The 13,766-nt window shown below is 69.4% G+C and carries 11 protein-coding genes; 5 read left to right on the plus strand and 6 right to left on the minus strand.

The genetic code is table 11. The features are described from left to right. Window positions 1–6: 6 nt before the first annotated feature. On the minus strand, window positions 7–1,164 hold the full coding sequence (locus tag ABZS69_RS49200; protein WP_355386400.1) for an ROK family transcriptional regulator: 1,158 nt from the start codon (window positions 1,162–1,164) through the stop codon (window positions 7–9). Between the two features lie 671 nt (window positions 1,165–1,835). Beyond that, complete coding sequence (locus ABZS69_RS49205) at window positions 1,836–2,978, minus strand: transposase (protein WP_355386403.1); 1,143 nt, start codon at window positions 2,976–2,978, stop codon at window positions 1,836–1,838. Window positions 2,979–3,003: 25 nt separating this feature from the next. Between ABZS69_RS49205 and tnpA the strand changes: the two genes are divergently transcribed. Continuing rightward, window positions 3,004–3,432: an IS200/IS605 family transposase gene (gene tnpA / locus ABZS69_RS49210; protein WP_355386406.1), complete on the plus strand. Its 429-nt coding sequence runs from the start codon at window positions 3,004–3,006 to the stop codon at window positions 3,430–3,432. A 244-nt stretch (window positions 3,433–3,676) separates the two neighbouring features. Beyond that, window positions 3,677–4,489, plus strand: coding sequence for an alpha/beta hydrolase (locus tag ABZS69_RS49215; protein WP_355386409.1), 813 nt, complete (start codon window positions 3,677–3,679; stop codon window positions 4,487–4,489). Here the strand turns inward: ABZS69_RS49215 and ABZS69_RS49220 are convergent. Next, complete coding sequence (locus ABZS69_RS49220) at window positions 4,486–5,358, minus strand: SDR family oxidoreductase (protein ID WP_355386412.1); 873 nt, start codon at window positions 5,356–5,358, stop codon at window positions 4,486–4,488. The genes ABZS69_RS49215 and ABZS69_RS49220 overlap by 4 nt on opposite strands. A gap of 89 nt (window positions 5,359–5,447) precedes the next feature. Beyond that, entirely contained in the window at window positions 5,448–6,506 is a 1,059-nt protein-coding gene (locus ABZS69_RS49225; protein ID WP_355386415.1) for an MBL fold metallo-hydrolase, read from the minus strand. Between the two features lie 45 nt (window positions 6,507–6,551). On the opposite strand from ABZS69_RS49225, the gene ABZS69_RS49230 reads away from it, so the two are divergent. Further along, window positions 6,552–7,397: a glutathione S-transferase C-terminal domain-containing protein gene (locus tag ABZS69_RS49230; RefSeq protein WP_355386418.1), complete on the plus strand. Its 846-nt coding sequence runs from the start codon at window positions 6,552–6,554 to the stop codon at window positions 7,395–7,397. On the opposite strand, the gene ABZS69_RS49235 is transcribed toward ABZS69_RS49230, so the two are convergent. Together ABZS69_RS49235 and ABZS69_RS49240 are read right to left on the minus strand one after the other, a co-directional pair. Further along, on the minus strand, window positions 7,345–8,628 hold the full coding sequence (locus ABZS69_RS49235) for an MFS transporter (protein WP_355386421.1): 1,284 nt from the start codon (window positions 8,626–8,628) through the stop codon (window positions 7,345–7,347). The genes ABZS69_RS49230 and ABZS69_RS49235 overlap by 53 nt on opposite strands. Further along, window positions 8,625–9,194 (minus strand): winged helix-turn-helix domain-containing protein, encoded by a 570-nt coding sequence (locus tag ABZS69_RS49240; protein ID WP_355386424.1) that lies wholly within the window; start codon window positions 9,192–9,194, stop codon window positions 8,625–8,627. The genes ABZS69_RS49235 and ABZS69_RS49240 overlap by 4 nt, the downstream gene beginning before the upstream one ends. Window positions 9,195–9,268: 74 nt before the next feature. Between ABZS69_RS49240 and ABZS69_RS49245 the strand changes: the two genes are divergently transcribed. Together ABZS69_RS49245 and ABZS69_RS49250 are read left to right on the plus strand one after the other, a co-directional pair. Then, entirely contained in the window at window positions 9,269–9,913 is a 645-nt protein-coding gene (locus ABZS69_RS49245; protein WP_355386427.1) for a phenylalanine--tRNA ligase beta subunit-related protein, read from the plus strand. A gap of 204 nt (window positions 9,914–10,117) precedes the next feature. Next, window positions 10,118–13,759 (plus strand): multifunctional oxoglutarate decarboxylase/oxoglutarate dehydrogenase thiamine pyrophosphate-binding subunit/dihydrolipoyllysine-residue succinyltransferase subunit, encoded by a 3,642-nt coding sequence (locus ABZS69_RS49250; protein ID WP_355386430.1) that lies wholly within the window; start codon window positions 10,118–10,120, stop codon window positions 13,757–13,759. Window positions 13,760–13,766 lie beyond the last annotated feature (7 nt).

A 13,766-nucleotide genomic window follows, 5' to 3' on the forward strand; every position in this document is an offset into this window, starting at 1 on the left:
ACCCTTTCAGGCGTTGACGATCCGGTTGATGTTCTCCGGCGAGAGGTAGTGCTCGATGGCGAGGATCCCCGCCCCGAGCGCGGCCGCGTTGATGCCCGTACGGCTCGGCGTGATGGACAGGTGGTGCGTGGCCAGCGGGAGCGACCTGCGGTAGACCGTCTCCCTGATCCCGGCCAGCAGGTGCTCGTGCACCCGCGACAGCGCGCCGCCGATGACGATGACCTCGGGGTTGAAGAAGTTCACCAGGCTGGCCAGCACCTCGCCGATGAGCCGGCCGGCCTCCCTGACCAGCCGCAGCGCCTGGGTGTTGCCCGCCTGCACGAGCGCCACGACGTCGGCTCCCGACTCGGCCGGCAGGCCCAGTTCGCTCAGCCGCCGCGCGATGGCGGCGCCGCCCGCCACGGCCTCCAGGCAGGCGCTGTTGCCGCACCGGCAGCCCGCGTCCTCGTGGCCGCTGACCCGGATGTGCCCGATGTCGCCGGCCGAACCCTGGGCGCCCCGATGAAGCTTGCCCTCGGCCATGATGCCGCAGCCGATGCCCGTGCCGACCTTGACGAACAGCAGGTGACCGGCGCCCGGGAACGAGTGGCGGTGCTCTCCGAGCGCCATCACGTTGACGTCGTTGTCGACCAGCACCGACACGCCCTCGAAGTATTCGGGGATGGGGTAGTCGTTCCAGCCCGGCATGATCGGCGGGTTGTTCGGCCGTCCCGTGGCGAACTCCACCGGCCCCGGCACCCCGACCCCTATGGCGCGCAGCGCCGACCGCGGCCGGCCCACCTCGCCGAGCAGCCGGTCGAGGCGCTGGTCCACATGGGCGAGCACTTTCTCCGGCCCCTCGCCGATCAGCAGCGAGTCCTCGCACTCGGCCAGCACGTCGCCCGAGATGTCCATCAGCGCGACCCGGCAGTGGGTGGCCCCCAGGTCGACCCCCGCGAAGGCGTGGTCCTCGGTGTGCAGGCGCAGCTGGCGCGGCGGCCGGCCGCCGGTGGACTCACCGCTCTCGGTCTCCTCGACCAGCCCGCGCTCGATCAGCGCGTCCACGCGCTGGGAGATCGTGGATCTGGCCAGGCCCGTGAGCCGCGCTAGATCGGAACGGGTCGTGGCCGAGCCTGCGCTGATCAACGTCAGCACATCTCCGGCCGAGCCCGGCTGGGGGGTCATGTCGCGACAATAAGATCACCGATGCGGCAAATCAAGAGCGAGCATCGACAAAACTCCGCCGACTTCCGCCGAAGATCGAACAAAGCCCGGTTTTTCCGGCTTTTTGGTCATCTTTCGGAGCGCCAGTCTTCCGCTAAGGTCCGTCGAGGAGCGGTGGCATCGGCGTCGCCCCCTGACAGAAGTCCCCCCAGGAGCCTCGCTTGTTACGTCGCTTCATCCGCGCCGCCCTGCCGACCGCGATCATCGTCGGCCTACTGGCCTGGTGGGCCTACGGGGTCCTCACCACCCAGACCGACGAAGCCCTGCGAGCCCAGCGCCCGGTGTGGACGCGCTGTCCCGGCAGCCTCGACATGGAGTGCGCGACCATCAAGGTCCCGCTCGATCACGCCGCCCCGCAGGAGCACCCGATCGACCTGGCGCTCGCCCGGCTCCCCGCGCGCCACCCCGACAGGCGGATCGGCTCGCTCGTGGTCAACTACGGCGGCCCCGGGGTCTCGGGCGTCGAGACGTTCATCTCGAACCCCGAACCGTTCAACTCGCTGCGCTCCCGCTACGACATCGTCGCCTTCGACCCGCGCGGCGTCGGCAAAAGCTCTCCGGTCAGCTTCTCGGCCGTAAACGACCGAGCTTGCAGCTCCTCACCGTCGATGGCTTCGACGATCCGGTCCGCGTCAGGCAGCGTGACTCACTGCCCAGCCCGTCTCGCCGCGTGCGGCGATGTTGCGGGCTGCGTTGACGTCTGCGTGCTCAGCGAAGCCGCACGACGTACACGAGAAAGAGGCTTGATCGAGCCGGTTCTTGCGGTCCACATGCCCACACGACGAGCACTGCTGGGAGGTGAAAGCCGGATCGACGTGGATGACAGCGACCCCGGCCCGGGCCGCCTTGTAGCTGAGGAAGCCACCCAGTTGGCGAAAGCTCCAGGAATGCAGCGTGACCCGCTGGGGCTTGCGAAGCCGTACCCGGTCCCGGATGCCCTGGAGGTCTTCCAGGGCGATGCCGTAGCCGGTGCGTTCTGCCTCGGTCACGATCTGCTTGGCGATGACATGATTGGTGTTGGCGGCGAACCGCGCTTCTTTGCGGCGGCGCTGCTTGAGCAACCGCTTGGCGGACTTGGTGCGCTTGGCCTGCAAGCGGCGGCGTAGCTCGCGCTGGCGGTGCCTAACCGCGTTCAGAGCCCTGCCGGAATGACGGGCTCCGTCGCTGGTGGTGGCGATGTTGACGATGCCCAGATCCACCCCCAGGAAGGCATTCGGGGCCTTAATGCGGGGGGCGGGCATGTCGCAGGTCGCGATCAGGAACCACATGCCGTCCCGGTAGACCAGATCGGACTCGCCCTTGCGGTGTGCCGACAGGGTCTTGAGCTGTTCGGCGGACGCGGTAAACCTCAGGTTCTTCAGCCTCCCGGCCACCGACCAGATCGACACCGTCCGCGCGTCGATCTGCCAGGACAGGCAGCGATCATCGAACGGCTGGGCGGCATCGGCGCGGAAGGCGATCGGCGTGGATTCGGCCCGTACCCGGCGGGCAGAGCCCACCTTGCCGAGGTTCCCGGCCCGGATATTGGCATGCAGGGTGGCGTAGGCGTCGGCGACCTTCTTGATGACGTGCTGCGCGGCCTGGGCTGCCAGCCCGTACCCGTCCTTGATCTGCGTGTAGGTGTGCTTGCGCAGGTCGTAGTTGCGAAATGTGCGCTGCTCATGGGCTTGGCGGGAGACCTGGCAGGCGGCCGTGTTGACCGCGCGCAGGGTCGCCTCCAGCGCCGTCGCCTGCTCGGGCGCAGGCAGGAGCTTCACCTGCACCACCAGCCTCATAATCGAACACATTATCATTCGGTCCATGTCACCGCGATGGGAACCCAATCCCGATATCCGCAGGGGACGCACCGTCGTCTACAGCCTCCACGCCCATTTGGTCTTCACTCCCAAATACCGGCGGAACGTGTTCACCGACGAGATGCTGCGCCGCTGTGAAGCCATCATGATCGAGGTATGCGACAACTTCGGCGCCGTCCTGGTCGAGTTCAACGGCGAGCATGATCATGTGCATCTGCTGGTCCACTACCCGCCCAAAGTGGCCCTGTCGGTCCTGGTCAACTCCCTTAAGGGCGTCTCGGCCCGGCTCCTGCGCAAAGAGTTCGGTCCGCACGTGCGTCAATATCTGTGGGGCGGGCACTTCTGGTCCCCGTCCTACTTCGCCGCCTCCTGTGGCGGCGCCCCACTGTCGATCATCAAGGAGTACATCGAAAACCAAAAACGGCCGAACTGATCCGCTCACATGAACCGGCCGTCACGGCACCGCTCGGGCCTGGAGGCTCTCCCGCGCTGTCGTTTCCTCCCGGGCGTAAACGCCCGGGGTTCCACGCCAGATTCCGCTGAACTGCCGCCCCAAGGGCGAGCCCCTGCCGTACGTCTCGGTAGACCAGACGCCGGACACCCCGAAGGAGCGCGCGCCCCTGGTCAAGGCCCTGAGCGAGTACGCGACCGCCTGCAAGCGCCAGGCCGGGCAACTGGTGCCGCACCTCACCACCGACGCGACCGCCCGCGACCTGGACATCCTGCGGTCGGCGCTGGAGGAGCCCGAGCTGACCTACTTCGGCTACTCCTACGGCGGCGGCCTCGGCGCCGCCTACGCCCAGCTCTACCCCAGCAAGGTACGCCGCATGGTCCTGGACGCCCTCGCGGCCGGCGCCGGGGGCGGGCCGGAGATCGGCAATCCGGAGAACGTCTCCGGCGGCAAGCTCACCGACGCCCTCGCGGCCGCAGGCATCAGCCAGCTCCTGTACACCACGGACGACTGGCCACGGCTCCGCCGCGCGCTGGCGGACGGGCTCGAGGGCGACGGGCAGGCGCTCTACGACGCGGCCATGGAGTTCGAGGAGAGCGAGGGCTTCTCCAGGGACGCCTTCACCGCGATCGACTGCAACGACACCTCCACACGGCCGAGGACGGAGCGCATCGCGGAGGCGGCGGAGATCGCCCGGGAGAGGGCGCCGATCCTCGGCGCGTGGCAGGCCTGGTCCTGGTTGCGGTGCACGGGCTGGGACACGGTCTCAGGGGACGCCTGGCTGGCCGATCCGACCCGGCAGATCGCCGCGATCATGGTCGTGGGCACCGTCGGCGACTCCGTCGTCCCCTACGAGAACGTGAAGGACCTCAGGTCCACGCTCTCCGGCTCGGTCATGGTGACGCTGAAGGGCAGGTCGCACACCGCGTACCGGACGGGCGACCGCTGCGTCAACGAGGCGGTGGACGCGTACCTGCTGGACGGGGTGATCCCCACCGCCGACGTGGAGTGCCCGGCGGCGGGGACCCGCAGGCGTTAGAGCATCGCCCTCATCGAGTCGGCGGCCGTGAGCACGTAGGGCTGCTCGGCCATGACGGCCTCCCAGTTGTCCGCGACGGCCTCCGGTGTGAGGTCGTCGGTCTTCCAGCCCGGCCCCTCCGCCACGAACACCCGCGCGACCCGGCCGCCGCCCACGCTGAACACCTCGCCGCTCGCCTCGCACGACTCGTGCACGAGGTACGCGACCAGCGCGCTCACCCGCTCCGGCGTGAACTTGGCCTCGAACTCGGCCGGCAGCAGCGCCTCGGTCATCCGGGTCCAGGCGATGGGCGCGATGGCGTTGGCCTTGATGCCGTTGCGGGCGCCCTCGATGCCGAGCGTCTTGGTCAGCCCGACCAGGCCCATCTTGGCGGTGGAGTAGTTGGCCTGGCCGAAGTTGCCGAACAGGCCGGCCGGACTGGAGGTGTTGACGATGCGGCCGTAGCCGGCCGCCTTCATCAGCGGGTACGCGGCCTGGCTGACCAGGTACGAGCCGCGTACGTGCACGGCCAGCACCCCGTCGAAGTCCTCGGCCGTCATCTTGCCGAACGACTTGTCCCGCAGGATGCCCGCGTTGTTGACGACGATGTCCACTTTGCCGAACGCGTCCACGGCGGCCTGCACGATGGCCCTGGCGCCCTCCGGGGTGGCGACGTTGTCGGCGTTGGCGACGGCCTGGCCGCCGTTCTTCGTGATGAGCTCGACCACGTCGACGGCGGGCCCCGCGGAGGCGCCCGTGCCGTCGAGCGCGCCCCCGAGGTCGTTGACGACGACCTTGGCGCCCCGCTCGGCCAGCAGGAGCGCGTGCGACCTGCCCAGACCGTGCCCGGCCCCCGTGATGATCGCGACCCTGTCATCGAACCGAAGCATCGAACCTCCCACGCAGGAGAACAACATTCTGTTACGAGCTACGATAACGCGTTGAACGGTCGCGCTCACTTGGCCCTCGCCGCTCCGGGTCAGGGCAGGAGCCACAGGTCCGGTTCGCCGGACTCGCGGCGTACGCGGCCCCTGGCCTCCAGCCACGCCAGGTGGGCCAGCGTCTCGTTGTTGGCCGCGCGCCGCATGAACGGCGGGATCGTCTCCCACGGCCGCGACCACGACAGGCGGGTGGCCACGTCCCAGCACGTGACGCCGTCCAGGGAGCCCACGGCCTGCTCGATCTCCGTCAGCCGCGCGTCGTGGTGCGCCATCACGTAATCCACCCGCTCGGCCAGCTCCAGGAACCGGTACTCATGGGCCGGCAGCACCTCCTCCACGTCCAGCTTGCGCACGGCGGCCAGCGCGTCGAGGTAGTCGGCCAGCGGGTTCGGGCCCGACTGGGGATGGACGGCCACGATGGGCGTGATCTTCGCCAGCACGCGGTCGCCGGAGAACAGCAGCTTGCGCTCGGGCGAGACGAAGCACAGGTGGCCGGGCGAGTGGCCGGGCGTCCAGACCGCCCTCAGGTCCCAGCCGGGCAGGCCGAGTTCGTCGCCGTCCTCGACCAGCCGGTCGGGCTTGGCCATCGAGACCACGTGCCTGATCATCATGGACGCGCCGGCCAGCTCGTCCAGCGTCAGCGGTGGCACGCCGCAGCGGACCAGCAGCGCGCGCTCCCGCTCGACGAGCGAGTCGATGACCTCGTCGTCGTAGCGCTCGCGGATCAGACGGGCGTCGGCCGGGTGCAGGGCGACCCAGGCGCCCGACATCTCGCGGATGCGCCCGGCCAGGCCGTAGTGGTCGGGGTGGATGTGGGTGACGAGCACGCCCTTGACGTCGGTGATCGCGTACCCGGCCACGCCGAGGCCGGCGACGAGCGCGTTGTACGCCTCGTCGGTGTTCCACCCGGCGTCGACGATCACCACCCCGTCGGGCAGTTCGAGGACATAGACCAGCACGTACCGCAGGGGGTTGACGGGGATGGGCACCGGGACCGACCACAGCCCCGGACGCACCCGCTCGACCTCGGGGATCGCCCCGCCCACCCACGCCTCCCGCTGCGCCTGGCTCGCGGGAGTCACTACAAATTTCGACACATGCCGAATATAGTTCTGTGCCCGAATCATGTTCTACTAGGGGTCATGAAGCTGCGCCGCGAGCTCTCCGAAGATGGCCGGTTCGTACGGCAGCCCAACCGCTTCACCGACCGCCTCGGCCCTCCCGAGCCGGGCCGCTACCGCCTCTACGCCTCCTACGCCTGCCCGTGGGCCCAGCGCGTGCTGATCGTCCGGGCCCTCCTCGGCCTGGAGGACGTGCTGGACGTCACGATCGTCGACCCCATCCGCGACGAGAAGGGCTGGCGCGTCCCGGGCGGCGACCCCGAGTACCTGTCGGAGCTCTACCACGCGACCGACCCCGGCTACACGGGCCGCTACACCGTCCCGTGCATCTGGGACACCCAGGACAAGCGGATCGTCACCAACGACTTCCCGCAGATCACCCTCGATCTGGAAATGTCGTGGGGAAACTCCCCCGACCTTTATCCGGAACGCCTGCGCCCCGACATCGACATCATGAACGACCGCCTCTACCACGGGCTCAACAACGCGGTCTACGAGGCGGGGTTCGCCCGTGACCAGCAGGTGTACGAGGAGGCCGTGGTCCGGGTCTTCACCACGCTCGACTTCCTGGAGGTGCGCCTGGCCGAGTCGGAGCACCTCTTCGACGTCCTCACCGACAGCGACGTGCGCCTGTACACGACCCTGGCCAGGTTCGACGCCGTCTATTACGCGCACTTCAAGTGCTCGGTCCGGCGGCTGATCGACTATCCGGCGCTGTGGGCGTACGCGCGGCGGCTCCACGCGATCCCGGCCTTCCGCGACACCACCGACTTCGACCAGATCAAGCGCCACTACTACGTCACCCAGACCAACATCAACCCGAGTGGGCTCGTGCCTGTGGGGCCGGAGATCGACTGGAGCCTGTAGGCGCGGGCATCCGTACGAACAGCAGGGCCGAGGCCAGCGCCACCAGCGCGGCCCCGGCCCACGCGACGGGTGCGCCCGACTGAGCGGCCAGCGAGCCGAGCGTGAGGTTGGCCACGATCCCGCCCGCCTGCAGCGACAGCGAGCTGGTCGAGGTGACGGTGGTGCGCTCGGCCGCGCTGACCGCGTTGTGGGTCATCTCCAGGCAGAGCAGGCCCGTCACCGAGAGTCCCACGAACAGCGTCACGTACGCCAGCCCCGCGCTCGCGAGCCCCGCGGGGCCGCCGAGCCCCGCAGTCGCGGCCAGCGACCCGACCGACAGCGCGGCCAGCACGGTGCCGGCGATCGCGCCCCCGGCCGACCCGCCGGCCAGCCGCGCCGCCCGGGGCGCGAGCGCGCTGCCCGCCGCGCTGCCGGCGAACCCGAGCGCCGCGACCACGGCGTAGGCCAGGCTGCCCAGCTCGGCCGTGCCGGCCAGCGCGGCCAGCCGCCCGGGGGTGAGCAGTTCGATGCTGAACAGGATCACGCCGGAGGCCGCCGCGGCGGCCGTCAGGCGGCGCAGCACGGGCGCCCCGGTCGCCAGCCGGACGCCCGCCCCGACCGTGGCCGGCACCTCGCGCAGCACGCTCGACAGCGACCGGCGGGCGTGCGCGGGCTCCGGCATCGCGAACACCACCACGACCAGCAGCACGGCCGCCGCCACCGCGCCGACCAGCGGCGGCGCGGCGAGCGGGAAGATCACCTGCGCCGGCACCAGGAGCGGAAGGCCGCCGCCCGCCAACACGCCCACGCACAGCGCCACGGACTCCATCGCGCCGCCCCTGGCCAGCCCCGGCTTGAGGTCGGCATCGCGGCCCTCGATCCCGTGGAGCGTGTCGACGTACCAGGAGGTGGCCGGGCCGCTGGACAGCGCCCTGGCCACGCCCTTGAGCACGCTGCCGGCCAGGAACATCCAGAACGTGGTGGAGACGGCGATCAGCGCGAGCGCGGCCACGGTGAACGCGGCGGAGAGGGCCAGCACCACGCGCCGCCCGAGGACGTCGGCCAGGCCGCCGGTCGGCAGCTCCAGGGTGGCGGTGACGATCGAGAACACCGCCACCGACAGCCCCACCTCCGCCAGGCTGAGCCCTCGCGCGGTCATGAGCAGCACCAGGGCGGCCACCATCAGGCCCATGGGCAGCCAGGTCAGGAAGCTGACGAGCATGTAGCGGCGTAAGGCCGAACGAGCGGTCACGACTCCTCCTCCTCCTTGGATCGCGGTACGGCGCCGTACCAGGCGCTGACCTGCCTGGTCCCGGGATCGCCGGCGTATTTGGCGGCGAGCTCGCGCAGCAGCTCGCCGGCCCTGGCGTTGAACTCGCGCACCCCGGCGGGCGGCAGCGAGACGATGTCGTCGCTCATCCCCGCCGCCTCGACCCAGTCGCGCGACCAGCCGTCGAGGTCGAACTCCCCCAGCACCCGCCCGACGAACTCGGCCTGCCGCAGGTGCATGATCCGGACCGCCTCGCGGCCCTCGGCCGTGGCGGACAGCTCGCCGGCGTCCCACGAGGTGTAGTTGTGGCGCGCCCGCCAGCGGCGCTCGCGTCCGTCGCGCCGGTCGTCGTCCTCCTCGATGAAGCCGTACTTGAACAGCTCCCGCAGGTGGTAGCTGGTGGCGCCCGAGCTCTCGCCGACCTTGCGCCCCAGCTCGCTCGCCGTCGCGGGACCGTCGGTGCGCAGCAGGCCGAGCAGGCGCACCCGCAGCGGATGGGAGACCGCTTTGAGCACCCGCGGGTCACTGATCTTGTATTGCTCCGCCATGCACTTCACGGTAAACCACAAAGGTAATTTTGCAAAGAGATTTTTGCGACCCTGGCGGCTTCTAAACTGTGGGAATGCTTGACGACATCTGGGTGGACGACTCCGTCTTCGCACTGCGCCCCGACTTCGCGGTGCTGGTCATGACCGCGCACGGCCTGCGTAACGGGCCCACGGACGACCGGTCACGGGAGTGGCTGGCGGCGGCCTCCGAGTACGAGGTGCAGGCGGACAAGATCGACGCCTGGAAGGACGCCTACCGGGCGTTCGGCGCCAAGCCGCAGCGGACCAGGCCCTCGGTCGACGCCCTGACCCGCAGGATGCCGCTGCCGGAGATCAACCGGGCCGTGGACGCGTACAACTCGATCAGCGTGAAGCACGCGCTGCCGATCGGCGGCGAGGACCTCGACCACTACGTGGGCCCGGCCCGGCTGCTGCGGGCGACCGGCGACGAGGCGTCCGAGGAGGCGCTCGGCACGCCCGAGCCGGGCGAGGTGATCTGGCGCGACGACGTCGGCGTCACCTGCCGCAGGTGGAACTGGCGTCAGGTCGCGCGCACCCGGCTCACCGAGGAGACCACGAACGCGATCTTCCTGCTCGAACGCCTTGAGCCGATGTCGCTGGAGGAGCTCAAGGAGGCAGGCGAGGAGCTGGCCGACCTACTGTCCGAGATGTCACCAGAGGTACGGATCGCTAGCAGATTGGTGTCCCACGGGAAATAAACCACCCGTCGTGTTGTTGATACCAAAGAGTAATAATTGCGGCACCACCCGGATTGACTAGGGGGGCGTGACCTCTTTGCACTGTCCTGAGAGGATCGTTCGAGGCGGCACGGCCTCTTCGGCGCGCGCTGCCGGTCCGGGCGAGTAGCCTTGGACAGGTTCTCTAACATCAACGCCGATCTGCGGAAGAGGGCGATTTCCGCCGTGTCGTCAGAGTCGTCGCGGACAAACCCGCTGGCAAGCTTTGGTCAGAACGAGTGGCTTGTCGACGAGCTGTACCAGAAGTACCTCCAAGATCCCGAGTCTGTCGACAAGGCATGGTGGAACTTCTTCGCTGACTACAACCCTGAATCCGGACCGGGCCGGGCAGCACCGGTCAGGGAGGTGGCGAACGGCACCGTGACCGCTCCCGCTCCCCCGCAGGCGCCACCCAAGGCGCCCCCGGCCGCCGAGAAGCCGAAGCAGGCTGCCACCCCGGTGCCCAAGGGCGCCGAGGAGGTCAAGCTGCGTGGCGCCGCCGCACGCACGGCCGCCAACATGGACCTGTCGCTGACGGTCCCGACGGCGACCAGCGTGCGCGCGATCCCGGCCAAGCTGCTGATCGACAACCGCATCGTGATCAACAATCACCTCAAGCGGGGTCGCGGCGGCAAGGTTTCCTTCACCCACTTGATCGGCTTCGCGATCGTCAAGGCCCTCAAGGCCATGCCGGAGATGAACTACTCCTTCGCGGAGGTCGACGGCAAGCCGACGCTGATCAAGCCCGAGCACGTGGGCTTCGGCCTGGCGATCGACGTCCAGAAGAGCAACGGCGAGCGCCAGCTGCTCGTGCCCTCGATCAAGGGCGCCGAGGAGATGGACTTCCGTCAGTTCTGGTCGGCCTACGAGGACGTCGTCCGCAAGGCCCGCGCGGGCAAGCTGGGCGTCGACGACTTCGCCGGCACCACCATCTCGCTGACCAACCCCGGCACGATCGGCACCGTCCACTCCGTGCCGCGCCTGATGCCCGGTCAGGGCACCATCATCGGCGTTGGAGCGATGGAATACCCGGCCGAATACCAGGGCGCCTCGCCCGACACGCTCTCGCGCCTGGCCGTCTCCAAGGTCATGACGCTCACCAGCACCTACGACCACCGGATCATCCAGGGCGCCCAGTCGGGCGACTTCCTGCGCCAGATCCACCGGCTGCTGCTGGGCGAGGACGGCTTCTTCGACGAGATCTTCGAGGCGCTGCGGATCCCGTACGAGCCGGTCCGCTGGGTCCAGGACGTCTCGGCCTCCCACGACGACGACGTGTCGAAGTCCGCCCGGGTGATCGAGCTGATCCACGCCTACCGCGTGCGCGGCCACCTGATGGCCGAGACCGACCCGCTGGAGTACAAGCAGCGCAAGCACCCCGACCTGGACATCCAGTCCCACGGGCTGACGCTGTGGGACCTGGAGCGCGAGTTCGCCACGGGCGGTTTCGGCGGCCGCCCGCTGATGAAGCTCCGCGAGATCCTCGGCGTGCTGCGCGACTCCTACTGCCGCACGGTCGGCATCGAGTACATGCACATCCAGAACCCCGAGGAGCGGGCCTGGATCCAGGCGCGGGTGGAGAAGCCGCACAAGTCGCCCGAGCGGGCCGAGCAGCTCAACATCCTGTCCCGGCTCAACACCGCCGAGGCGTTCGAGACGTTCCTGCAGACGAAGTTCGTCGGCCAGAAGCGCTTCTCCCTGGAGGGCGGCGAGTCCCTGATCCCGCTGCTCGACTCGGTGATCAGCGACGCCGCCGACGAGGACCTCGACGAGGTCGTCATCGGCATGGCCCACCGCGGCCGCCTCAACGTGCTGGCCAACATCGTGGGCAAGTCGTACGCGCAGATCTTCGGCGAGTTCGAGGGCAACATCGACCCGCGCACGGCGCACGGCTCCGGCGACGTGAAGTACCACCTCGGCGCGACGGGCACGTTCACCTCGCCGGCCGGCAAGACCATCACCTCCTCCGTGGTCGCCAACCCGTCCCACCTGGAGGCGGTCGACCCGGTGCTCGAAGGCGTCGTCCGCGCCAAGCAGGACCTCCTGGAGCGCGGCGAGGAGGGCTTCACCGTCCTGCCCGTCCTCATCCACGGCGACGCGGCCTTCGCCGGCCAGGGCGTCGTGGCCGAGACGCTCAACCTGTCGCAGCTGCGCGGCTACCGCACCGGCGGCACCGTGCACGTGGTGGTCAACAACCAGGTGGGCTTCACCACCTCGCCCGCCTCGTCCAGGTCCTCGGTCTACGCGACCGACGTGGCCCGGATGATCCAGGCCCCGATCTTCCACGTCAACGGCGACGACCCCGAGGCCGTGGTGCGCGTGGGCCAGCTGGCCTACGAATACCGCCAGTCCTTCCGCAAGGACGTCGTCATCGACCTCATCTGCTACCGCCGCCGCGGCCACAACGAGGGCGACAACCCCGCCTTCACCCAGCCGCTGATGTACGACCTGATCGACGCCAAGCGCTCGACCCGCAAGCTCTACACCGAGGCGCTGATCGGCCGGGGCGACATCACGGTCGAGGAGGCCGAGCAGGCGCTGCGCGACTACCAGGCCAAGCTGGAGCAGGCGTTCACCGAGACCCGCGAGGCGGCGAAGAAGCCGGCCGAGGCAGCCGCGATGCGGGTGCCGCCGACCGAGGTCGTCAAGTGGTCGCACGACGACACGCCGACCGAGATCAGCGACGAGACGCTCAAGCGCATCGTCGACACCCAGCTCAACCTGCCCGACGGCTTCACGCCGCACCCGCGCCTGGCGCCGGTGCTGCAGCGCCGCGGCCAGATGGTCGAGACGGACACGATCGACTGGGCCATGGGCGAGACGCTCGCCTTCGGCTCGCTGCTGATCGACGGCCACCCGGTGCGCCTGGTCGGCCAGGACTCGCGCCGCGGCACGTTCACGCAGCGCCACGGCGTCCTGGTGGACCGGATGACCGGCGCGGACCACACGCCGCTCAAGACCTTCAACGAGGGCACCACGAAGTTCTACGTCTACGACTCGCTGCTCAGCGAGTTCGCGGCGCTCGGCTTCGAGTACGGCTACAGCGTCGTCCGCCCGGACGCCCTGGTCCTCTGGGAGGCGCAGTTCGGCGACTTCGTCAACGGCGCCCAGACGATCATCGACGAGTTCATCTCGTCGGGCGAGCAGAAGTGGGGCCAGAAGTCCTCGGTCGTGCTGCTGCTGCCGCACGGCTTCGAGGGCCAGGGTCCCGACCACTCCTCGGCCCGCATCGAGCGGTTCCTGCAGGTCTGCGCGCTCGACAACATGACGGTCGCGCAGCCCTCGACCCCGGCCAACTACTTCCACCTCCTGCGCTGGCAGGTGGAGTCGCAGCGGCACAAGCCGATGGTGGTCTTCACACCGAAGTCGCTGCTGCGCCACAAGGCGGCCACGTCCAAGGCGGCCGACTTCACCACGGGCACCTTCCAGCCGGTCCTGGGCGACACGACCGTCGACCCGGCCAAGGTCACCAGGGTCGTGCTCACGTCCGGCAAGCTCTACTACGACCTGGCGGCGGGGCGCGACAAGACGGGCCGCGACGACGTCGCGATCGTCCGGCTCGAGCGCCTCTACCCGTTCCCGGGTGAGGAGCTGGCGGCCGAGCTGTCGCGCTACGGTGCGCAGGCGGAGCTGGTCTGGGCGCAGGACGAGCCGGCCAACATGGGGCCGTGGCCGTACCTGACGCTCAAGCTGGCGGAGGACCCGCAGACGCTGGGCGGCCGCCCCATCCGGCGCGTCTCGCGCCGCCCCAACAGCTCGCCGGCCACGGGCTCGCACAACTCGCACGACACCGAGCTCGAGGAGATCCTCCACGAGCTGTTCGGCTGAACCAACA

The organism is Nonomuraea sp. NPDC005650, from assembly GCF_040605375.1.
Taxonomy (GTDB): domain Bacteria; phylum Actinomycetota; class Actinomycetes; order Streptosporangiales; family Streptosporangiaceae; genus Nonomuraea.